The 19,925-nt window shown below is 64.9% G+C and carries 23 protein-coding genes and 1 tRNA gene; 10 read left to right on the forward strand and 14 right to left on the reverse strand.

Annotation, left to right across the window (positions count from 1 at the left end; all coding sequences use genetic code 11):
• Positions 1-101: 101 nt before the first annotated feature.
• From merA to AC4PRM_RS11105, 5 genes are all read right to left on the reverse strand, one after another.
• Positions 102-1,586 (reverse strand): mercury(II) reductase, encoded by a 1,485-nt coding sequence (merA, locus tag AC4PRM_RS11085; RefSeq protein WP_339930775.1) that lies wholly within the window; start codon positions 1,584-1,586, stop codon positions 102-104.
• 67 nt (positions 1,587-1,653) lie between these two features.
• Positions 1,654-3,009, reverse strand: coding sequence for a dihydrolipoyl dehydrogenase family protein (locus AC4PRM_RS11090; protein WP_339930777.1), 1,356 nt, complete (start codon positions 3,007-3,009; stop codon positions 1,654-1,656).
• Positions 3,010-3,078: 69 nt separating this feature from the next.
• On the reverse strand, positions 3,079-3,321 hold the full coding sequence (gene merF, locus AC4PRM_RS11095) for a mercury resistance system transport protein MerF (protein WP_339930779.1): 243 nt from the start codon (positions 3,319-3,321) through the stop codon (positions 3,079-3,081).
• A gap of 165 nt (positions 3,322-3,486) precedes the next feature.
• Positions 3,487-3,816: a cation transporter gene (locus tag AC4PRM_RS11100; protein ID WP_339913183.1), complete on the reverse strand. Its 330-nt coding sequence runs from the start codon at positions 3,814-3,816 to the stop codon at positions 3,487-3,489.
• 12 nt (positions 3,817-3,828) lie between these two features.
• Positions 3,829-4,224, reverse strand: a complete 396-nt coding sequence (locus AC4PRM_RS11105; RefSeq protein WP_339930781.1) for a mercuric transporter MerT family protein — start codon at positions 4,222-4,224, stop codon at positions 3,829-3,831.
• Positions 4,225-4,300: 76 nt separating this feature from the next.
• On the opposite strand from AC4PRM_RS11105, the gene AC4PRM_RS11110 reads away from it, so the two are divergent.
• Positions 4,301-4,708: a MerR family transcriptional regulator gene (locus tag AC4PRM_RS11110; RefSeq protein WP_492039897.1), complete on the forward strand. Its 408-nt coding sequence runs from the start codon at positions 4,301-4,303 to the stop codon at positions 4,706-4,708.
• A gap of 829 nt (positions 4,709-5,537) precedes the next feature.
• Here AC4PRM_RS11110 and AC4PRM_RS11115 read toward each other — a convergent pair.
• The 5 genes from AC4PRM_RS11115 to AC4PRM_RS11135 form a co-directional block, all read right to left on the reverse strand.
• Positions 5,538-6,431 (reverse strand): endonuclease/exonuclease/phosphatase family protein, encoded by an 894-nt coding sequence (locus tag AC4PRM_RS11115; protein WP_492039898.1) that lies wholly within the window; start codon positions 6,429-6,431, stop codon positions 5,538-5,540.
• A 125-nt stretch (positions 6,432-6,556) separates the two neighbouring features.
• Entirely contained in the window at positions 6,557-6,784 is a 228-nt protein-coding gene (locus AC4PRM_RS11120; protein WP_298748091.1) for a hypothetical protein, read from the reverse strand.
• A gap of 272 nt (positions 6,785-7,056) precedes the next feature.
• Positions 7,057-7,131: transfer RNA gene (locus tag AC4PRM_RS11125), tRNA-Val, on the reverse strand.
• Between the two features lie 94 nt (positions 7,132-7,225).
• Positions 7,226-8,515 carry a dicarboxylate/amino acid:cation symporter gene (locus AC4PRM_RS11130; protein WP_492039899.1) on the reverse strand — a complete coding sequence of 430 codons (1,290 nt, stop codon included), beginning with the start codon at positions 8,513-8,515 and terminating at the stop codon, positions 7,226-7,228.
• A 28-nt stretch (positions 8,516-8,543) separates the two neighbouring features.
• Positions 8,544-9,263, reverse strand: a complete 720-nt coding sequence (locus AC4PRM_RS11135; protein WP_492039900.1) for an HAD-IA family hydrolase — start codon at positions 9,261-9,263, stop codon at positions 8,544-8,546.
• A 68-nt stretch (positions 9,264-9,331) separates the two neighbouring features.
• On the opposite strand from AC4PRM_RS11135, the gene glmU reads away from it, so the two are divergent.
• Positions 9,332-10,672, forward strand: a complete 1,341-nt coding sequence (glmU, locus tag AC4PRM_RS11140) for a bifunctional UDP-N-acetylglucosamine diphosphorylase/glucosamine-1-phosphate N-acetyltransferase GlmU (protein ID WP_492039901.1) — start codon at positions 9,332-9,334, stop codon at positions 10,670-10,672.
• The gene (gene rpiA / locus AC4PRM_RS11145; RefSeq protein ID WP_373257263.1) at positions 10,669-11,352 is read left to right on the forward strand and encodes a ribose-5-phosphate isomerase RpiA; all 684 of its coding nucleotides are present in this window, start codon (positions 10,669-10,671) and stop codon (positions 11,350-11,352) included. Before glmU ends, rpiA begins: the two co-directional genes overlap by 4 nt.
• Before the next feature lie 57 nt (positions 11,353-11,409).
• Here rpiA and AC4PRM_RS11150 read toward each other — a convergent pair whose 3' ends face one another.
• Together AC4PRM_RS11150 and AC4PRM_RS11155 are read right to left on the reverse strand one after the other, a co-directional pair.
• Positions 11,410-12,390, reverse strand: coding sequence for a hypothetical protein (locus AC4PRM_RS11150; RefSeq protein ID WP_373257265.1), 981 nt, complete (start codon positions 12,388-12,390; stop codon positions 11,410-11,412).
• A gap of 59 nt (positions 12,391-12,449) precedes the next feature.
• Positions 12,450-13,421, reverse strand: a complete 972-nt coding sequence (locus tag AC4PRM_RS11155) for a hypothetical protein (RefSeq protein WP_492039902.1) — start codon at positions 13,419-13,421, stop codon at positions 12,450-12,452.
• Positions 13,422-13,553: 132 nt separating this feature from the next.
• Here AC4PRM_RS11155 and gor point away from each other — a divergent pair, with 132 nt between their 5' ends.
• On the forward strand, positions 13,554-14,951 hold the full coding sequence (gene gor / locus AC4PRM_RS11160) for a glutathione-disulfide reductase (RefSeq protein WP_492039903.1): 1,398 nt from the start codon (positions 13,554-13,556) through the stop codon (positions 14,949-14,951).
• 9 nt (positions 14,952-14,960) lie between these two features.
• Here the strand turns inward: gor and AC4PRM_RS11165 are convergent, their stop codons facing one another.
• Positions 14,961-15,377, reverse strand: coding sequence for a VOC family protein (locus AC4PRM_RS11165; protein WP_492039904.1), 417 nt, complete (start codon positions 15,375-15,377; stop codon positions 14,961-14,963).
• Between the two features lie 203 nt (positions 15,378-15,580).
• Between AC4PRM_RS11165 and AC4PRM_RS11170 the strand changes: the two genes are divergently transcribed.
• From AC4PRM_RS11170 to AC4PRM_RS11195, 6 genes are all read left to right on the forward strand, one after another.
• Complete coding sequence (locus AC4PRM_RS11170) at positions 15,581-16,891, forward strand: replication-associated recombination protein A (RefSeq protein ID WP_492039905.1); 1,311 nt, start codon at positions 15,581-15,583, stop codon at positions 16,889-16,891.
• On the forward strand, positions 16,888-17,223 hold the full coding sequence (locus tag AC4PRM_RS11175; RefSeq protein ID WP_492039906.1) for a hypothetical protein: 336 nt from the start codon (positions 16,888-16,890) through the stop codon (positions 17,221-17,223). Before AC4PRM_RS11170 ends, AC4PRM_RS11175 begins: the two co-directional genes overlap by 4 nt.
• A complete protein-coding gene (locus AC4PRM_RS11180; RefSeq protein WP_492039907.1) occupies positions 17,187-17,663 on the forward strand; it encodes a hypothetical protein in 477 nt (158 codons plus the stop codon). Before AC4PRM_RS11175 ends, AC4PRM_RS11180 begins: the two co-directional genes overlap by 37 nt.
• Before the next feature lie 69 nt (positions 17,664-17,732).
• The gene (locus AC4PRM_RS11185) at positions 17,733-18,173 is read left to right on the forward strand and encodes a hypothetical protein (protein ID WP_492039908.1); all 441 of its coding nucleotides are present in this window, start codon (positions 17,733-17,735) and stop codon (positions 18,171-18,173) included.
• Between the two features lie 9 nt (positions 18,174-18,182).
• Positions 18,183-18,917, forward strand: coding sequence for an RluA family pseudouridine synthase (locus AC4PRM_RS11190; protein WP_492039909.1), 735 nt, complete (start codon positions 18,183-18,185; stop codon positions 18,915-18,917).
• A 58-nt stretch (positions 18,918-18,975) separates the two neighbouring features.
• Positions 18,976-19,464 carry a CC0125/CC1285 family lipoprotein gene (locus AC4PRM_RS11195; protein ID WP_492039910.1) on the forward strand — a complete coding sequence of 163 codons (489 nt, stop codon included), beginning with the start codon at positions 18,976-18,978 and terminating at the stop codon, positions 19,462-19,464.
• Here the strand turns inward: AC4PRM_RS11195 and AC4PRM_RS11200 are convergent.
• The gene (locus AC4PRM_RS11200; protein WP_492039911.1) at positions 19,461-19,901 is read right to left on the reverse strand and encodes a DUF2214 family protein; all 441 of its coding nucleotides are present in this window, start codon (positions 19,899-19,901) and stop codon (positions 19,461-19,463) included. The genes AC4PRM_RS11195 and AC4PRM_RS11200 overlap by 4 nt on opposite strands.
• Positions 19,902-19,925 lie beyond the last annotated feature (24 nt).

Below are 19,925 nucleotides of genomic sequence, written 5' to 3' on the forward strand. Positions count from 1 at the left end.
AAAGCTTTCGGGGTTTAAGCTCTGTGTCTTGGCGAGAGCGAGCAGGTCTGCGGGCTCTCGGCGGTCCCTGCCATTGACTCAGCCGGTGGCCACGGCTGGCTTCACCCCGCACAGCAGGAGAGCTTCGAGACATCCATGTCGAAGGTTTGGGCCGCCAGTTTCAGGCCTTCGACCGTGGTCAGATAGGGGAAGATCGTCGCCCCCAGCTCGGTGGCCGTCATGCCGTGTTTGATCGCCAGCACCATCGTCTGGATCGCGTCCGCGCCTTCGGGGGCCATGATCTGCCCGCCGAGAAGGCGGTCCGTCGCCTTGTCCGCGACCAGTTTGATCAGCCCGCGCGTGTCGCGCGCCGCCAGTGCCCGCGGCACCTGATCGAGCGGGAGCAGGGACGTCTTGATGTCCATCCCCTGCGCCCTTGCCGCCGTTTCGGTCAGACCGACGCTCGCGACCTGCGGATCGGTGAACACCACAGCCGGCATGGTGCTGTTGTCGTAGCGATGGTCATTGCCGCCGACAGCATTGCGCGCCGCCAGCTTCGCGCCATAGGCCGCCATATATACAAACTGGTCACGCCCGGTGACGTCCCCGGCCGCGTAGACGCCAGCCACGGTGGTCTCGAGATAGTCGTCGATGACAATGCCGCCGTTGCGCGAAAGCTCGATGCCCTGTGCCTCCAGTCCCATGCCGTCACTGTTCGGCTGGCGGCCCGTCGCGATCAGCACCTGCTCCGCGGCGATGACCTCGACCGCCGCATCGCCGTCGCGCGCCGCGCCCTTGCCGGCCGGACGGTCGCAGGTGAGTTCGATCCCGTGGTCGGTTTGCACAATCCGCTGGTAGCCGACCCCGGTGCACACCCTGATGCCCTCCGCCTTCAGATAGGTCTGCAAGGCGGCGCTGAACTCCGGGTCCATGTCGGGCAACAGGCGGCTGCGGCAACAGATCGTGACCGCCACGCCAAGCCGGGCGAACATCTGTCCCAGTTCAACACCGATCACCCCACCGCCGATCACCAGCAACGACCGGGGCAACCGTTCAAGCGCCAGCGCGGACGTGCTGGATAGCCAGGGCACGTCTTCCAACCCCGGAATGGGCGGAACGGCGGCGCGCGCGCCCATCGCCAGAATGATCTTGCCCACCGGCATCGGCGCATCGTCGACGAGCAGCTTGCCGTCGACAAAGCGCGCCCGGCCTTCGACATAGGTCACGCTGGGATAGGCCGGCAGCAGGTCGACATATTTCTTCTGCCGCAGCCCCGCGACCAGCTCATCCTTCGAGGCCGCAAGCGCAGCCCAGTCTTCCAGCTTGAGGCTGCCCCCCAGACCGGGAAACCGACGGGAAGCCTGGCCGGCATGAACCGCTTCAGCGGCGCGGATCAGCGTCTTGGACGGGACGCAGCCGACGTTGACGCAGGTGCCGCCGATCGTCCCATGGCCGACCAGCGCAACCCTGGCACCCAAATCGGCTGCGGTGATCGCAGCGGAGAAACCCGCCGACCCCGCGCCGATGACGGCGACATCGAAACCCCTATGGCCGGAGTCTTCCGCAGCACCCGAACAGCAGTCGAGGTCCTTTACGGGCTTGTTCATCGTGCAGTCCGTTCTGTTGGGTGGGTCGGTGGTGTCATGGGTTCAGCCGACGCGCGCGTGAGCGGCGTCAGACCATCGATCCGATGTCCGAGGCGAAGCTGGGGTAGGCAAAAATCATGGCCTTGATCTGGTTGGCGGTGAGCCCCGCGCCCATGGCCATGGCGAACAGATTGATCTGTTCCTCGGCCCCCGGCCCGATCAGATGCGCGCCGAGGATCAAGCCGGTTTTCTGTTCCACCAGTACCTTGAATCCGCTCGTGGTCGCCCCGACCCGCATCGACGAATACCAGCCGGAGGTCTTCTCGAAATGCGTATCGAACTCCAGACCCTTTTCCGTCGCCGCCGTCTCGGACAGCCCCACGGTCGCGACCGGCGGCAGGGTGAAGACCACGCTGGGTATCGGCGGGTAGGACACGAGCCGTGCGTCCTTCCCGGCCAGAAGATTCTTGCCCGCGATCCGCCCTTCATAGGCCGAGACCGGGGTCAGGTTCAGCCCGCTGTCGGCACAATCCCCGGCGGCGAAGATGGTGGGGTTGGTGGTGCGCATGGCGGCGTCGACCTTGATGCCGCGCTTGCCGGCTTCGACCCCGGCAGCAGGCAGGTTCAGAGAGTCGATGTTAGGGACGCGGCCGGTCGCATGAACCACCAGATCGCAGGTCAGCACCTGGATGCCGGACGGCGTTTCATAGGACACGGCAAACGCGCCGCCCTGCTTTTCGACCTTCAGGACTTTCGCCTCGGTCTGCACCTCGATACCCAGTTCGGTCGAGGCCTCCACCAGCATCGCCACCAGATCGGCGTCGAACGGTCCGAGCGGCCGCCCGGCCATTTCCAGAACCGTGACGGCGCTGGCTCCGGCGCGTTGGGCGATATGGGCGAACTCCATGGCGATGAACCCGCCACCGACAAAGGTGATCCTGTCGGGGCGCTCGGACAATTCCAGAAATTCCGTGCTGGTCGTCAGCAGGTCCTCGCCGGGAATGTTCAGCGTCATCGGCCGTGCGCCGGTGGCGATGTGGAAATGCTTCGCGCGCAGGGTCTCGCCGTTCAGCGTGATCGTATCGCGCCCGGTAAACCGCGCTTCGCCATGCAGCGCCGTGATCCCGGCCTTGCGGAAGCCCGCTTCGATGCGCGACGGCATGGTGTCGGTGAAGGTGCGCTTGAACGCCATCATCTCGGGCCAACTGACCGAGGGTCGCGCCTCCAGGCCCTTGCCGGCCATGTTGTGGGCCCAGTCCACGCCTTCGGTGACGGCGATCAACATCTTCTTGGGGTCGCAGCCTCGCAGCGCACAGGTGCCGCCATAGGGCAGGCTGTCGACGCTGGCGACCTTCCACCCCGCTGCCGCCGTCTTCCGGGCGACGCCGTTGCCGCCGGTCCCGGCCCCGATCACGATCAGGTCGTAGTCATATGTGTCGGTCATGTCAGTCTTCTCCGTTACGAGGGGGGGGCTGCAGCCTCTGACGATCGGCGCGGCCCGGTGGGCCGTCGATCAGGCGGTCTTCATCCGCCGCCGACGCCGCCAGACGGCATAGACCGTCAGCGCGACGAACACGGCCAGCGCGGGCAGCAGCACAACATCGAGCCAGCCCGTCAGGGCGGAAAACCCGACGACGCCCAGCAGCACCACCAGCACCGGGGTAAAGCAGCACAGCGCCACAATGACGGTGCCGATCACACCCATCCGCAGCAACAGGCTGTCGGTCCCGTCCGTCTTCTCGACCTTGTCAGCCATGATGCCGTTTTCTTCCGTTTTGATCCTGACGAAGCGCAGCCTTCCCCGGCTGCAGCTCGAGGTCGGGATGCACGCGATGCCAGCGCGCTGGCGGCCTGGTCCCACCCCCTCCGGGGGGGGCGGGAGATGCGACGCGGGTGAAGGCCGTCTTGCTGCCTGCGGTGCCTAGTTTTGTACGACGCGGGCGGGATAGCCGGCATTGGTCGAGGCGGCCGCGATCTGCGCGGCCGTGGCGCGCGCCGGATCATAGGTGGCGCGGGCCGTCTTTGCGGCGAAGTCCACCTGCACCGCGCTGACGCCCGGCACGCCTTCCATCGCCCTGCGCACCGTGATCGGACAGGTGGCGCAGGTCATGTGCTCAATAGCAAAAGTGGTCTGCTGCTGGGCAGCGGCGGTCGCCGCCGGGCGGTTCTGTGCCGGTCCATCAAACGCGACGGCGGCACCGACGCCGGCCACGGCCACAACGGCCAGGCCGATCAAGAATGTCTTCTTCATGGGTCTTTCCTCTCAGTAAAAATACGGAGCCCACCAGTTGAGCGTGAGCGCGATGATGACGACGGCCAGGCCGAGCCAGAGGGCAATTTTCGTGGTCCGCGCCGATTGCGGGCGGGCGCAGTAGGACCCGTCCTCGCAGGGCGGCTTCGGCTTGAAATAGACGTGCCAGAACCCGTAGCCGAGCAGGGCCAGGGTGGCGGCGGCGACATAGGGTTTGTACGGCTCAAGCGCTGTCAGGTTGGCGATCCACGCCCCTGAAATGCCAAGCATGACCAGCACCAGCGGAACGATGCAGCAGGCCGACGCCAGCACCGCGCCGATCAGCGCGCCGCCCGCGATCCATCGGCCCTGCTTCGCGCCCTCGTCCGGCGTTGATGCCGGTGGCTCCGGCTCCGGTGCTGAAGACATCGATAAGTTCTCTCCATTTCTTTCTGACTGATTTCAGCGTAATCCCTGTAGTTGCTACAGACACAAGGGCTTTTTTATGGTGATTCAGACGGGCTTGTTGCGGGCCCAATTGGCGAAGCTGACCGGGTGCAACCTCGAAACCATCCGCTATTACGAGACGGTCGGATTGCTGCCGCCGCCGCCGCGGGCAGCCAACGGCTACCGGGTCTATTCGCCGGATCTGACGCAGCGGCTGCGGTTCATCCTGCGGGCGCGGGATATCGGCTTCTCGATGGAGGAGACCCGCTCGCTGTTGGCTCTGACGGACTCCGGGACCCAGACCTGCGCCGAGGTCAAACACAAGACCGAGGTGCATCTGGAGGATGTGCGCGCCAAGATTGCCGATCTGCGGCGGATGGAACGGATCCTCGCCAACGCCGCCGCCCGGTGCTCGGGCGGGGAAGTGCCGGAATGTCCGGTCCTGGAGGCGCTTGCGGCGGGTTGAGCGTGTGCGACTGAAAGGGCTCTCGGCCCAACCAGTGGGACGGAACCATCATACACGGTCGTAGATGCCCACGCGGAAGCGCAGGATCCCCACGGCCGGACCGCTCGGCCGCGCCGACCACCCGGGTTGGCTTGTCCGCATGGCATGTCCAGATCCGGCTCACTAAGGGAGCCCGACGGACATAGGGGCTGGTTAGGAGAGCGCTACGGACATTTCCTTCCCAGCTGGCTCCCTGGCGAGATCGCCTTCCGACGGTTTCAGGCAAGGTCACCGGTCTGCGCTCCCATGGAGGAACCGGTCGTCCATTTTCGTAATGTCACCCGAATTCCGCCAACGGGTGAGCGCCGCCTGTTCGGAGGAGACACCGGACATTGCCGTCATGACCTGGACGCGCGTCCAGCCCTTCTGTGAGAGCCAGCGCCACTTCCGGCTGAAGATGCCGAAATGGGCCCTGAACATCGAGACGTTCAACGAAACGCCGGCTCCCAACTGACTGGCCGACGCTCCGGCACGATCACAGCGCTCTGACGCCGATCTGATCGGGGCTGCCTTGACCGGAGCTCTGACGCGCCGCTGTCCCTCTATTAGATCGCGTCCGGAGAAGGTGAGGTGACGGCCGGGCCGGACGCTCGCGACGCGGTCTAGATTGACCCGACGGCGCTGCAGGTCGCCAGCCCGGTCAGGACCACGACGACCAGCAGCGCTCCGATCAACACCGTTTCCTTGAGGTCGGGTCCATGCGCCCATTCCTCGCGGGGCTTTCCATCATTGCGTGACCACGCCGTTCGCAACCGGGACCACCCTCGCTGCAAGGGACCCGGATCGACCATCAGCGAAGGCTCAGGGTGGCCGAAATCGCGCAATGATCGCTCAGAGCCTGGCCACCGAACGTCCGTTCCTCAAAGCTACTCAGGTTGGCGGTTGCCCGCCGATCAAGGACGATGAAGTCGATGAAGTCCCGGTAGCGAGGATTGCATCCTGCGGACTCGTCGCCCGACGCAAGGGCGAGGTCCGAGTTCGGCGGAGACGAATCGTCCCACTCGGCCCAGACGGCGTCATTGGCCATGCCCATGCGCCGGTTGAAATCCCCCAGCACTGCGAAACGCACCCCCTCCACGGCTCTGTCATCGATCCAGCGTTCCATGGCCGGAACCTGCTCGAACAGGACCGGACAGGCGTCGTTCCGGTCTCCGGACGAACACCCCGACTTCAGATGTACCGAAAGCACCCGGATAGGCGCACCGCCCCGGGGCCGAACCATAAGGTCGACGCCTGAGCGAAGGTCGGGATTGCCCACCTGAATGTTGGTGACGTCGGGATGTCGTTCGAATGCCAGACCGTTGCGAACCGCGAACCCGGTGCGCTGGGCATTGATCGTCAGCCCGTCGCGTCCTCGACACGCTCCGCCGCGATCCGTGCCGATCCGGTCCTCCATCACGACGGTATAGATCGCAGGGTTGAACACCCGTTCTGCGGCGGCTTTCGTCTCGACCTCCTGAATGGCAATGACGTCGGCGCCGAGGTCGTCCACATAGGCCCGCATCGCCGCATAATCGGCGTCGGTGCGAGGGCGGCATCCGGAGTTATTCCGCTCCGCGAGATGCTCCATATTCCAACTGGCCAGCTTGATGACCGGACCGGAATGGGGGCTGTTGCTCGAGCCGGTCGCCGTGCAGGCGGCGGCGAACAGCGCCAGGGCGACGAAGAAGGTTGCGGGCTTCATGCGGCGAATAGAGCAGAAGGCGTCGGCGATGCCTATCGCCCGCCACAGACATGAACTCGACACCGGTTCGGGTGACGCTGAAGGACCCCCCCCGGGGGTCCGGCGCGCAAGTGCGTGGCGTTCCCTTACGAGATGACGCCGTCCGCGTCGGAGACGCCGGCGAGGTCGTTGAAGCGAGCGCGCGCCGTGGCTTCGTCATAGAGAATTTCGCTCTGACGAGGCGGTGCGACGACATAGTACATCGTCACGGGAGCCAGTTCCTGGCGCTCGCGGCGCCACAGGGCGAACCCCTCGCGGCCTTCCAGGCGCGTCCAGGCTCCAGCATCGTTGGGGTGGTCCGGAATGGATGCCATCGGGTTTCCTTAAAACGAGCGATCGCGACGGATCCGGAGAGGTCGGGCCTACCCCGATGAAACGCCCTGCAAAAAGCTGGCGCGGCGGTGAGGTCGAATCAGGCCGCAAACAGGCCCGCATCAACGCATTTCAGGGGATGTTGTCACGTCCCGCGCAAGGATCTTACGCATCGACTGCCCCACTACTGCCCCACAAACGCGAATATTCACGAAAAACCCTCCGTGGACGGAGGGAGCGGGTCTGGTAAGTTGCTGTTTTTAAATGGTAAAAATGGTGGATGCGACAGGGATTGAACCTGTGACCCCCTCGGTGTGAACGAGGTGCTCTCCCGCTGAGCTACGCATCCATCTGGCCGGCATGTCGGCCCGCCGACCGCTGAGGGCCGGGGAGGGCGGGGACATAGCCCGCGATGCGGGGCCTTGCAACAGGCAAACGCAGGGTCAGATTCCGGCGGCGCGGACCGTGTCGGGCGTCTCGGCATCGGGGTCGCCGGGCAGCCAGGCGACGTGGCCGTCATAGATGCCCTGATCCAGAATGCCTTCTTCCCTGGCGACCAGCACGGGCACCAGCATCTGGCCGGTGACATTGGTGGCGGTGCGCATCATGTCGATGATCCGGTCGATGGCGACGATATAGCCGATGCCCTCCAGCGGCAGTCCCGCGGTCGACAGGGTCAGGGTCAGCATGACGATACTGGTTCCCGGCACTCCCGCCGTGCCCAGCGATCCGAGAACCGCCGTCAGCCCGATCAGGACGTATTGCGTCAGCGTCAGGTCGATCTTGAAATACTGGGCGATGAAGATGGCCGCGATGGCCGGATAGATGGCCCCGCAGCCGTCCATCTTCACATTGGCCCCCAGTGGCACGGCAAAGGCGGCATAGGCCTGGGGCACGCCCAGCCGCTCGACCGTCTGGCGCAGGGTGATCGGCAGGGTGCCCAGCGACGACGAGGTGGCGAACGCCGTCTGCTGCGCCGCAAAGGCCCCGCGGAAGAAGCTGCGTACCTTCAACCCGTGCAGCTTCAGCAGGCCGGAATAGACGATCAGGATGTGGAACAGGCAGGCCGCATAGATGGCGAAGATGAACTTGCCCAGCGGCAGCAGCGCCTCCCATCCATAGCCCCCGACGACGGAACCGATCAGGCCGAATACCCCGAACGGCGTCAGCTGGATCACCCAGCGGGTGATGCGGAAGATGATGGCCGCGCCTTCGTCCACCAGCCTGCGCACGCCCTGCGCCCGCTCGCCCAGGGCCACCAGCGCCATCCCGACCAGGGCCGAGAAGAAGATGATCTGCAGCACCTTGCCCTCGCTCAGCGCCGCAAAGGGGTTGGTGGGGACGATGCCGATCAGGACTTCCAGCGGCGTCGGTATTTCGCGCGCGCGGACCTCACCCAGCGGCAGATTGGCCAGTCCCATTCCGGGATTGATGATGTGACCGAAGGCGAAACCCACCAGAACGGCCAGCAGGGAGGTAATGGCGAACCAGATGATGGTCCGCACCCCCAGCCGCACGGCACCCACACCCTCGCCAAGCTTGGCGATGGAGCTGGCGATGGTGAACAGCACCAGAGGGGCCACGACCATGCGGATCAGGTTCAGATAGATGTCGCCGATCGGCTGGAGCCAGACGACGGCCTGTTCGCGCAGGATCAGACCGGCGACGATGCCCAGCACAAACCCGGCGGCGGTGCGCTGCCACAGGGGGATGGCGAAGAAGCGACGGAGCATGGCAGGGCCTTTTGGGCTGTCGGCCACACTATGTGTTCGCAGTCGCAGCAATCCGCAACCGCTGCGCCGACAGAAAGCCGTCGATGGCGGATTCGACGGCCGCGAACCGGTCCACCATCACATCGCCGCCCAGTTCCGCTGCCGGTATGGGCGTGTAGCCGTAGGTGCAGACGATGCACGGCATGCCCGCGTCCCGCGCCGCGCCCGTATCGGGCGCGGCGTCGCCGACCATGATGGCTTGCGCTGGATCGCCGCCCGCCAGGCGCACGGCCTCCTTAAGATGCGCCCCGTCCGGTTTGCGCGCGCTGACGCGGTCCGGGCCCACGATGACGGCGAAGTGGCGTGTCAGACCCAGCGCGCCCAGCAGCCGTTCCGACAGGTCGCTGCGCTTGTTGGTTGCCACGCACAGGATGGCCCCCCGCGCCGTCAGTCGCTGCAGCGTCTCGACCACGCCGTCATAGGGGCGCGAGTGGTCGGCAATGTGCTCGATGTAGTCGGCGATGAAGGCGTCGAACAGTTCGGGCCGCGTTGCGTCCTCTGCACTGGCCCCCGCCGCCGCGAACCCATGCTCCAGCAGGGCCCTCGCCCCGCCACCGATCAGGTTCGCCGCCCCCTCCATCGGCACGGTCGGCAGGCCCTCGCGGACCAGCATGCGGTTCAGCGTGCCGACCAGATCGCGGTGCGTTTCCACCAGCGTGCCGTCCAGGTCGAAGGCGATGGTCCAGCCCTCAAGGTCGCGTTCGATCACAGCGGCATCTCCCAAGGGTCGCCGCGATAGGCTAGACCACCCGCCGTGACTAACCGCCGGACCGATTCATGACCAGACGCGCTGCCATCATCCTCGCCGCAGGCCAGGGCACCCGCATGAAGTCGCCGCTGCCCAAGGTGCTGCATCCCGTCGGCAGTCGCGCCATGTTGGACCATGCTATCGACGCGGCAGAAGCTCTGGGCTGCGAGCGGATCGTGGTCGTGGTCGGCAATCACTCGCCCGAAGTCCGCGCCCATGTGGTCAAGCGGCTGGGGGAGGGGGCCATCGCGGTCCAGGACCCGCCCATCGGCACCGGCCACGCCGTCCGCGCCGCCGAAGCCGCACTGGCCGGGTTCGAAGGCCAGGTGGTCATCACCTATGGCGACGTGCCTCTGTTGAAGGCCTCCGACATCGAGCCGGTCTTCGCCAGCGCCGACGGCGTCACCGTCATCGGCTTCGAGGCGCGCGATCCGGGGGCCTATGGTCGTCTGGTCATGGAGGGCGACACCCTGGCGGCCATCACCGAGGCCAAGGAGGCGTCGGCGGAGGTTCTGGCCCTGACCACCTGCAACTCCGGCGTCATGGCCGCGCCGTCGGCCCTGCTGTTCGATCTGCTGGCCCGCGTCACCAACGATAATGCCAAGGGCGAATACTATCTGACGGACGTGGTGGCTCTGGCCCGCGCCCAAGGTGCACCCACCCGCGCGGTGATGGCCAGTGAGGACGCCGTCATGGGCGTCAATGCCCAGTCCGAACTGGCCGTGGCCGAGGCCCTGTTCCAGAAGGTCCAGCGCGAAACCTTTCTGGCCGCCGGGGTCACCATGGCCGCGCCCGAAACCGTCCATTTCTCGTTCGACACCGAGATCGGCGCGGGTACCGTCATCGAGCCCTTCGTCGTCTTCGGCCCCGGTGCTCATATCGCCCCCGGTGCCCGCATCCGTAGCTTCAGCCATATCGAAGGGGCCAACGTCGCCACGGGAGCCGAGGTCGGCCCCTATGCCCGACTGCGTCCCGGCGCGGACCTGGGCGAGGGCGTCAAGGTCGGCAACTTCGTCGAGGTCAAGAACGTGCGGATGGACGCCGGGTCCAAAGCCAACCATCTGGCCTATCTGGGCGACGGCACCGTCGGGGCAAAGGCCAACATCGGCGCGGGCACCATTTTCTGCAACTACGACGGCTTCTTCAAACACAGGACGACGGTGGGGGCAGGGGCCTTCATCGGCTCCAACAGCGCCCTGGTCGCACCGGTGACCATCGGGGAGGGGGCCATGGTCGGGTCGGGTTCGGTGATCACCCGCGATGTGGGACCGGGCGACTTGGCCCTGGGCCGGGGCGATCAGCTGTCCAAGCCCGGCTGGGCCGCGCGGTTCATGGATACGATGCGGGCGAAGAAGGCGAAGGGCAAATGAGCGATCTGCAAAAGCGCCACGCCGGTGAAGCCGCCGCCCTGCGCGTCGAGGCGGGCATGGTCGTCGGCCTCGGCACCGGCTCAACCGCCGCCTGGTTCGTCAAGGCCTTGGCAGCCCGCAACCTGACCGGTCTGCGCTGCGTGCCTACATCCGAAGCCACCGCCGAACTGGCGCGTGAGCTGGGCCTGACGCTTTCCACTCTGGAGGACACGCCCCGTATCGATCTGACCGTCGACGGGGCAGACGAGGTCGGCCCCGGCCTGGCCCTGATCAAGGGTGGCGGCGCGGCCCTGCTGCGTGAGAAGCTGGTGTGGGAAGCGTCAGCCAGGTGCCTGTGCATCGCCGACAGCGCCAAGGTGGTGAAGACCCTGGGGGCCTTCGCCTTGCCGATCGAGGTCGTCGCCTTCGGGCACAAGACCACCGCCAACCGCATCGCCGACGTCCTGGCCGACCACGACATCGCCATGCCCGCCCGCGTCCGCATGGCTGACCGGGGGCTGGTGCGTACCGATGGTGGCAATCTGATCTATGACGCGAAGTGCGGCGTTATCCATGACCCGGTGCGCCTGGCTGACGATCTGAAGTTGATAACAGGCGTGGTCGAGCACGGCCTGTTCCTCGATCTGGCGGACGAGGCGATCATCGGGACCGACGAAGGGACTCGGGTGGACAACCCCTAAGTTAGCCCCCCTCCGCCGGATCTACTGGCCAGATCTGGCTCGGAGTTCGGTGCGACCTCAGTCAGTCGCAGGTAGGTCCTCGGCGCGCAGCCGACCGTGTTCCCGCTGGATCGAAGACTGAATCTCGGCGACGTTCGCTCTGCCGTTCAGCTTGTTCTGCTCGGCTCCATACAATCCTCGAAGGTAGGCCAGATCCCAGCTCGTAAGTTGAGATACCTCATCGCGGTTGCTGAATACGTTGAGGATCGAGGAATAAGCCTGTGTGTCTGCGTCAGGATCGATCTGTGCCAGCGACACGAAAGCGATGTAGTCCGCCAGTTGCTGGGTCGACAAACCAGCGACCTCCTCGATGTCGACAATGACGATGGTTCTGACGATGTTATCGACGATCTGCGTTCTGAGACGTGATGCAGAGTTGACGTAGAGCAATGGGGCATAGTCGTTGGGGGAACTGCAGGCGTCTACGCATTCGCCCGGCAGCCTCACAGCGCGTCCACCGGACTCCGAATCGGTAGGCATGCTCATTTGCCACCAGCGGACCGGACGATCCGCATTTCGGAAATCGTCCAATGCGACGCCACCCCTGTCCATACCGCTGCCGCCCATGCGGAAGGCGCGGGGGCGTTCGGACACCAGCTCGCGTGCGAGAGTCCCGCCGTCTTCGGTCGCAATAATCACCAGATTGGGTGTGCAACCGGGCTCGCCGGCCTCGATGCCCAGATCGTCTGCCACCATAGAAACGCGATCAACAAGATACTGAGCCGTTTCTACCTTCAGGTTGACGGCGCCTACGCAGATACGGCTGTTCCAGCGTGCCAGACCGCGATTGCGGTTTGGTTCGGCGACCTCGGCGGTAAATCGGCGGATGATGTCCGAAAGCGACCGTCCGGTGACCGTGATGTCTTCAAGCTGTACGGCCTCCGGATCTTGCACCTGCGGGGATGCGACAGAAACGCTTTGAGGAGTCTGTGCTACTGCCGACGGCAAGGGCTGCGGATCAGATATCGCCAGGAGCGCGGCCAGGGTGAGCGTGAGCATGAACATCGCCTTTCGAAGAATTCTCTACAGAGCTTACGCTTTAGTGGAATGTGACAGCCTTAGTCGGATGCCGTCGCATCATCTGCTCTCCGCAGACGGGCATGTTCGCGCTGAATCGACCCGACAACTTCCGTAAGATTCGACCGCCCGTTCAGCCGGTTTCTTTCGGCGTCATACAGGCCCCGCAGGTAGGCGCGGTCCCAGCTTGTCAGTTCGTCAACCGACGCTCGGTCGTCGAAGACGTTGAGGATGGAGGAATAGGCCCGGGTGTCTGCATCCGGATCGATCTGTGCCAGCGAAACCAGGGCGACATAGTCGGCCAGTTGTTGGGTCGTCAGACCCGTAACATCGTCGATATCGACGATGACGATCGACCTGATGATGTTATCGACGATCTGGGTCCGCAGTCGTGACGCGCCGGCGATCGCAATCACAGGCGCGTAATCGTTGACCGAACTGCAGGCGTTGCTGCACTCGCCCGGTATGCGATAGGCTCGATTCCCGGTCTGGGAATCGATCGGCATGCTCATCTGCCACCAGCGCACCGGTCGATCAGTGTCCTGAAAATCCTTCAGTGCGACCTTGCCGCGGTCCATGCCGCTGCCCCCCATTCGGAAGGCTCTGCGACGCTCTGAAACCAGTTGCCGCGCGAGGGCACCGCCGTCGTCCGTAGCGACGATCACAAGATTTGGCGTACACCCGGGTTCCCCGGCTTGCAGGCCCACGTCCTCAGCGATGGTCGAAACCCGATCCACCACATATTGAGCGGTGTCGACCCGCAGATTGACGGCACTGACGCAGATGCTGCCGTCCCACCGCGCCAGGCCGCGAAAGCGGTTGGGTTCGGCGACCTCGGTCGTGAAGCCGCGGATCAGGTCCGTCAGTGGTCTGCCAACGACAGTAATGTCCTCAAGCTCTACAGCTTCCGGTTCCTGAACCTGCTGAGATGCGGTTGGAAGGCTTTGCAGTGTGGGTGTAGAGCCTGGATCCGAACCCAGCAGGATCGCTGTAGCGAGAAGAGCTTCGAGCATCGTCAAACTCCTGTGGGCAGATTGTGAAATTGATAGCGTATCCCAGGTTTGCGAAAACACAATGACCTTGGTCTGGACGTCGCCACCCACGGTTGCCACATACGCCCTTGCTTCACAGGATCAGGCCACCTCATGACGACCTACGACTACGACCTCTTCGTCATCGGTGCCGGGTCCGGCGGGGTGCGCGCCGCGCGCCTGACCGCTCTCGGCGGCAAGCGTGTGGCCATTGCCGAGGAGTTTCGTGTCGGCGGGACATGTGTGATCCGTGGCTGCGTGCCCAAGAAGTTCATGGTCATGGCGTCCGAGGTCAGTCACGCGCTGGAGATCGCCGAGGGCTATGGCTGGTCCTTCGACAATGCGAAGTTCGACTGGCCGACCTTCCTCCAGGCCAAGGACGTCGAAATCGCGCGCCTGTCCGGCATCTATGCCGCCAATCTGGGCAAGGCGGGGGTCGATCTGGTGCATGGCCGCGCCGTCCTGACCGACGCCCATACGGTCCAGATCCTGAAGAAGGATGGGACCCCCGATCGCTCCATCACCGCCGAGCGCATTCTGGTCGCCACCGGCGGTCGCCCGTGGATGCCGGAAGGGCTGGAGGGCATCGAGCATGCCATCACCTCCGAAGAGGCCTTCCACCTGCCGGAACTGCCCAAGCGCATTCTGATCGCGGGCGGCGGCTATATCGCGGTGGAGTTTGCGGGCATCTTTGCCGGACTGGGTGTCGAAACGACACTGATCTATCGCGGGCCCAACATCCTGCGCGGCTTCGACGATGACGTGCGCGCCCATCTGGCCGGTGAGATCGAGAAACGCGGCATCAAGGTCATCTTGGGCTGCCAGCACACCTCGCTGGAGAAAACCGAGACCGGCATCGTCAACCACCTGGAAAACGGCATGACGATCGAGACCGATGTCGTCATGTTCGCCACCGGCCGCGTCCCGCACGTCAAGGGACTGGGTCTCGACAAGGCCGGGGTGAAGATCGACGACAATGGCGCGATCTGCGTCGATGAACTCTCCAGGACTACGGTCGATAACATCTGGGCCATCGGCGACGTCACCGATCGCATGAACCTGACCCCCGTCGCCATCCGCGAGGCCGTGGCGTTCCATGAGACGGTCTACAAGGACAACCCCCAGCATTTCGACTACGAGGCCGTCGCCACCGCCGTCTTCAGCCAGCCGCCTGTTGGCGTCGTGGGTCTGAGCGAGAGCGAGGCGCGTCATTCCTGTCCGGGCGAGGTCGACGTCTATCTGACCCGTTTCCGTCCCATGAAATACGCCTTCACCGGCTCGGACGAGCGGGTGCTGATGAAGCTGGTTGTCGATGCGCAAAGCCAGAAGGTCGTCGGCGTCCACATCGTCGGCCCCGAGGCCCCCGAGATGATCCAGCTGGCCGCCATCGCCGTGAAGGCCGGCCTGACCAAGGCTCAATGGGACGCCACCTGCGCGGTGCATCCGACCATGGCCGAGGAACTGGTCACGCTGAAGGAGAAGCAGCAGCCGGGGAATATGTCGGCTGGATAGCTTTTCAGCCTACGTCCTGATTGGTGACCCGATCGACCAGCTGTGTCCGAAGGGGTCGCGCAACTGACCATAGCGGTCGCCCCAGAACTGGTCTGCCATGGGCACCACAGGAATGGCGGCGTTCAGCAGGGCGCGCGTCCACCATTCGTCGGCGTCGTCGACCTGGAGATGCAGGGTCACGCCGCGCGGCATGATGTCGGGCTCGTGGCCATATTCCGGAAACTCGTCGTGCAGCATGATGCTGGCCCCGTTGATCAGCAGGTGGGCGTGGATCAGCCGCTCGCCGTCCTCGGCCAGCTTCTGGTCCAGCACCTGGGCCCCGAAGGCGCGGGTATAGAACTCCAGCGCCGCCTGCCCCCCGCGCGACGGGATCACCAGATGCGGCGTGACGCCTGTGGTCGGGCCTTGCTGGGTGCCGTCGGTCATGAAGAGCTCCTTGCGCACATTAAAGCCCTTCCCCCTTGATGGGGGAAGGGTTGGGATGGGGGTGAAGCTGTGGAAGGGATCCCGCGTTCCAACGACGCACCCATTAGTCGCCATCTTCTTCGTTGGCTGCCTTACGAGATCTCACCCCCGTTTCCGGCCCTTCCCCCATCCGCCAAACGGGACGGGAGTTGTATAAGGCATCCATGACCGACCTGTTCGAAGCCTCCGGCATCCATCCCCCCGACGCGCCCTTGGCCGACCGGCTGCGTCCGCGCACACTGGAGGAGGTGGTGGGTCAGGATCATCTGCTGGGCGAGGGAGGGCCGATCCGGCGGATGATCGAGGCCGGGCGGCTGGGCTCCATGATTCTGTGGGGACCACCGGGCACCGGCAAGACCACCATCGCCCGCCTGCTGGCCCAGGCGGCGGGGTATCAGTTCCAGCAGATTTCGGCGGTCTTCTCCGGCGTCGCGGACCTGAAGAAGGCGTTCGAGGCGGCCCGCATGCGCCGGGCGGCGGGGCAGTCGACGCTCCTGTTCGTCGACGAGATCCACCGCTTCAACCGCGCCCAGCAGGACGGCTTCCTGCCCTTCGTGGAGGAGGGGGTCGTCACCCTGGTCGGGGCCACGACCGAGAATCCGTCGTTTGAGCTGAACGGGGCACTCCTGTCGCGCAGCCAGGTCTATGTGCTGAAGCGGCTGGACGATGCGGCGCTGGATCAGCTGCTGGTGCGGGCGGAGGCGCAGGAGGGCAAGGTCCTGCCCCTGACATCCGAGGCCCGGCAGGCGCTGCTGGCCCTGGCCGATGGGGACGGCCGCTATCTGCTGACCATGTCCGAGGTGCTGTTCGACCTTCAGGACGCCGAACCGCTGGATGTCCAGGCACTCGCCGGCATCCTCCAGAAGCGCGCGCCCGCCTACGACAAGAGCCGAGAAGAGCACTATAACCTCATATCCGCGCTGCATAAAGCGGTGCGGGGATCGGACCCCGACGCGGCCCTCTACTGGCTGGCGCGGATGCTGAACGGGGGCGAGGACCCGCTGTATCTGGCGCGGCGCATCGTGCGGATGGCGGTCGAGGACATCGGCGAGGCCGACCCCCTGTCCCTGCTGGTCGCCAATGCGGCCAAGGACACCTACGACTTTCTGGGGTCGCCCGAGGGCGAACTGGCCCTGGCACAGGCGGTGGTGCATCTGGCCACCGCGCCCAAGTCGGTCGCAGTCTATGAAGCCTTCAAGGCGGCGAAGAAAGCCGCGCACGAGACCGGCTCCCTGATGCCGCCGGCCCATATTCGCAATGCGCCGACGAAGCTGATGAAGTCGCTCGGCTACGGCAAGGGCTACCAGTACGACCCCTCGACGGCTGAGGGCTTCTCCGGTGCCAACTTCTTCCCCGATGGCATGGAGCGCCGCGTCTTCTATGCGCCTAAGGGCGAGGGCCATGAGGAGAAGGTCAAGGCGCGCCTGGACCGCTGGGCGGCGATGCGGATGGTCAGGGAGGATAGGGGCGAGTGAACACTGTTGCCTCAAAGAGGGCCAATCAGATTCTTATCGGCGTCACCATCCCGCTCTTCGGATTGGGAGTTGGCCTGATCTATGCTGCAGCAATCACTCCGTGGCACACGGATACAAACGCATACTTTGCTGGTTTGGACGCGATCCGCAGCCGTCTTTATGCGGATCAGATGGCACCAGATTTCGATTCGGCCAGCGACGCGTTTCACACTCTGCAGAACCGGTACCGTACGCCCAAATGGCTCTACGCGGACATGGGGTATGCAGCTGTGGCCTGGGGGCGTTACTGCTTGTCGTGGCCTTTTTCAGAAGCGGAGGAAACGCCGGGCTGACGACGCGCAGCGGGTTGCTCATTGGTTTAGCGGTGCTCGCGGGCATCGGTCTTCTTTTTGTGGGCTTTTTGGCGTCCGGACTTCAGCCTCTTGGCCGTCAACAGGTTCCAGCATGGTCAGACAGTTTCGGCATCGTCCTTTTTGGTGCTGTCATAGCCACAATGATCATCCTGCCTGTCGCAATGGCTTTGGGCATGTCGCCTCTTTTCTTGCGGCGTCGCCAGCCAGCCGCTCTGTTCTCACTGCGTGGGAGGGGTTGGCTGACTTCCGGCGTCGTAAGCGCGATCTATCTGATACCGCTGATGGGCACCGCCGTGCTTCTGTTGTCGATTGTCGATGCTGGAGGATGGGCTACCTCGACCTCGGGAGTCCTGCTGGGTTGGGTACTGCTGAATGCCAGGGCTGTCTGGCTCGGGCATGATCTCCAGACCGATGCCTGACCACCTCTGTTCATTGCCAAGCTTCCTCCAACGGGCGTAGCGTCGCCGCCTCAACCTTGGGAGGGGTCGATGAACAACATGACTGTGAGGACACCCTGGCACCTGTGGGTCGTCGGGGTACTGGCCGTGCTGTGGAACAGCATCGGAGCGTTCGACTATGTGATGACCATGTACGGCGGTATGGATTATCTGCGACAGGCGGGCATGAACGAGACCTTCGTGGCCGAGTTCGAGCAGATGCCGATGTGGATGTCGGTGGCCTGGCCGGTGGCGGTCTGGAGTGCGGTCCTGGGGTCGGCGCTGCTGCTGTTGCGATCGCGCTGGGCCTTCATCTCGTTCGTCGTCAGCCTGATCGTCTATGTCGCCAATCTGGCGCACAACTACGGAATGTCGGAGTTGGGGTCGCTGGGCGGCACGGCGGGTCTGGTGATTGCAACCATCATCACGCTCAGCCTGGTCTTTTTGATCTGGTATTCTCGGATGATGACGAAGCGGGGCGTGCTCCGCTAAAGGCACGGGGTGACCCGCACCCCCGCCGACCTTTCGCCTGAAGACATCGCCGCCGTCCGGTCGTGGGTGATCCACGAGGACCCGCACGTCATCGCCTTCAACAAGCCCAGCGGCCTGTCCAGCCAAGGCGGGCGCATTCAGGCGCATACGCTGGACGACCTGCTGTGGGCGTTCGCGCGCTCGAACGGCAAGCGGCCGGAACTGGTTCATCGGCTGGATCGCGACACCTCGGGCGTCATCCTGGCGGCGAAGACCAAGCCTGCGGCGGGGTTCCTGGGCAAGGCCATGCAGGCGCGGCGGTTCAAGAAGACTTATCTGGCCCTGCTGTCCGCCGCCCCCGAACCCGCATCCGGCACCATCGACGCCCCGCTGCTGCGTCAGGAGATCGGCCGCGAAAGTTACATGCGTGTCGTCGCCCCCGACACGGCTGGAGCCCAGGCCGCACTGAGCCGCTATCGCACCTTGGCGGCGTCCGAAGACGGTGCCCTGGTCGAGCTTGATCCCGCGACAGGCCGCATGCACCAGCTGCGCGTGCACATGGCCTCCATCGACCGGCCTTTGGCGGGTGATGCCCGCTACGGCGGGGCGCTGACGTTTGCGGGCAGGCCGGCATCACGGCTCATGCTGCATGCGTCTAAACTGGTGTTTCCGCACTCGGAGGGCGGTTATCGAACGCTGGAGGCCCCGGTACCTGCCGACTTCGAGGCGTTGAAGGTTGCCGCAGGCTTGGCGACAGCCGGCTGAACCGAGGGAACGAACGCGGGTCGTGATACGCTAAAGACCATATACCCGGAGTTCCGCCATGAACCGCTTCTCGCTCGCCGCCGTAGCCCTCACCGCCCTGTCGCTGACCGCCTGTGCCAGCCTGTCGCCCTATGGCCCGCAGTCGTCGCCTGGCGGGCAGGGCTATTCGGAGCAGCGAATCGAGTCCAACCGCTATCAGATCACCTATCGCGGCGTAGGCGATCCCCGCCCCGTGGCCGACTATGCCCTGTTGCGCGCGGCGGACCTGACCATCGAGACCGGCAACGACTGGTTCGAGGTGACCCAGCGCTGGATCAACGGACGTCCCGACAGCGTGGGCGGCGTGAGGCCCAGCGTGTCCATCGGCGCGGGGTCAAGCAACTACGGCGGCTGGCGCTCGTCCGGGGTCGGCGTCGGCGTCGGCCTCAACTTCAGCGGGCCTCAGCCGACCTCGACCGTGCTGGAAATCATCATGGGCGACGGCCGCAAGCCGGACCGCCCGACGGCCTATGACGCCCGCGACGTGCGCAACAGCCTGGGTCGCTAGAACGGCCAGTGCGCCATGGCGGCCGCGCACGCCACCAGCGGAAAGATCAGCAACAACTCAATCCCGACCCAAAGGCGCGCGCTGGCGACGACCGCAGCATCCGGCTGCCACGCCGCATCGGCCTTGCTGGCCCGCGCCCATTTGATGAAGGCAATCGTCGGCAGGATGGAGATCGCCCCGATCACGGTGAAGATCGCCAGCTTGGCCCAGAAGTAGGGGTTGGCCTCGTAGAAGGCCCAGCCCTTGCCGCCCCAGATCACGCGCACAACCCCGACCGCCAGCACCAGCACCGCCGTCAGGCCATAGCCGCCATCCAGCCCCGCCAGACGCCGCGCCTCGATCACCGGGGCCTTCAGCAGGGTGCGTTCGATGGCCAGCATGGCCACCAGTCCGAACACCAGAATGTGGTGCAGGACCGCCAGGGTCAGATCAAGCATGCGCGCCTCCCTTCGCATTGCCGC

Source organism: Brevundimonas sp. DW-iso22 (assembly GCF_058725425.1).

Bases quoted from the DNA above. Each gene is read 5' to 3' on its own strand.
- AC4PRM_RS11155 (WP_492039902.1), bottom strand. From the start codon at position 13,421: ATGCTCGAAGCTCTTCTCGCTACAGCGATCCTGCTGGGTTCGGATCCA.
- rpiA (WP_373257263.1), top strand. From the start codon at position 10,669: ATGAGCGATCTGCAAAAGCGCCACGCCGGTGAAGCCGCCGCCCTGCGC.
- AC4PRM_RS11150 (WP_373257265.1), bottom strand. From the start codon at position 12,390: ATGCTCACGCTCACCCTGGCCGCGCTCCTGGCGATATCTGATCCGCAG.
- AC4PRM_RS11130 (WP_492039899.1), bottom strand. From the start codon at position 8,515: ATGCTCCGTCGCTTCTTCGCCATCCCCCTGTGGCAGCGCACCGCCGCC.
- AC4PRM_RS11100 (WP_339913183.1), bottom strand. From the start codon at position 3,816: ATGAAGAAGACATTCTTGATCGGCCTGGCCGTTGTGGCCGTGGCCGGC.
- AC4PRM_RS11105 (WP_339930781.1), bottom strand. From the start codon at position 4,224: ATGTCTTCAGCACCGGAGCCGGAGCCACCGGCATCAACGCCGGACGAG.
- AC4PRM_RS11195 (WP_492039910.1), top strand. From the start codon at position 18,976: ATGAACCGCTTCTCGCTCGCCGCCGTAGCCCTCACCGCCCTGTCGCTG.
- gor (WP_492039903.1), top strand. From the start codon at position 13,554: ATGACGACCTACGACTACGACCTCTTCGTCATCGGTGCCGGGTCCGGC.
- AC4PRM_RS11120 (WP_298748091.1), bottom strand. From the start codon at position 6,784: ATGGCATCCATTCCGGACCACCCCAACGATGCTGGAGCCTGGACGCGC.
- AC4PRM_RS11185 (WP_492039908.1), top strand. From the start codon at position 17,733: ATGAACAACATGACTGTGAGGACACCCTGGCACCTGTGGGTCGTCGGG.
- AC4PRM_RS11170 (WP_492039905.1), top strand. From the start codon at position 15,581: ATGACCGACCTGTTCGAAGCCTCCGGCATCCATCCCCCCGACGCGCCC.
- merA (WP_339930775.1), bottom strand. From the start codon at position 1,586: ATGAACAAGCCCGTAAAGGACCTCGACTGCTGTTCGGGTGCTGCGGAA.
- AC4PRM_RS11090 (WP_339930777.1), bottom strand. From the start codon at position 3,009: ATGACCGACACATATGACTACGACCTGATCGTGATCGGGGCCGGGACC.
- AC4PRM_RS11110 (WP_492039897.1), top strand. From the start codon at position 4,301: ATGGTGATTCAGACGGGCTTGTTGCGGGCCCAATTGGCGAAGCTGACC.
- AC4PRM_RS11165 (WP_492039904.1), bottom strand. From the start codon at position 15,377: ATGACCGACGGCACCCAGCAAGGCCCGACCACAGGCGTCACGCCGCAT.
- merF (WP_339930779.1), bottom strand. From the start codon at position 3,321: ATGGCTGACAAGGTCGAGAAGACGGACGGGACCGACAGCCTGTTGCTG.
- AC4PRM_RS11200 (WP_492039911.1), bottom strand. From the start codon at position 19,901: ATGCTTGATCTGACCCTGGCGGTCCTGCACCACATTCTGGTGTTCGGA.
- AC4PRM_RS11115 (WP_492039898.1), bottom strand. From the start codon at position 6,431: ATGAAGCCCGCAACCTTCTTCGTCGCCCTGGCGCTGTTCGCCGCCGCC.
- glmU (WP_492039901.1), top strand. From the start codon at position 9,332: ATGACCAGACGCGCTGCCATCATCCTCGCCGCAGGCCAGGGCACCCGC.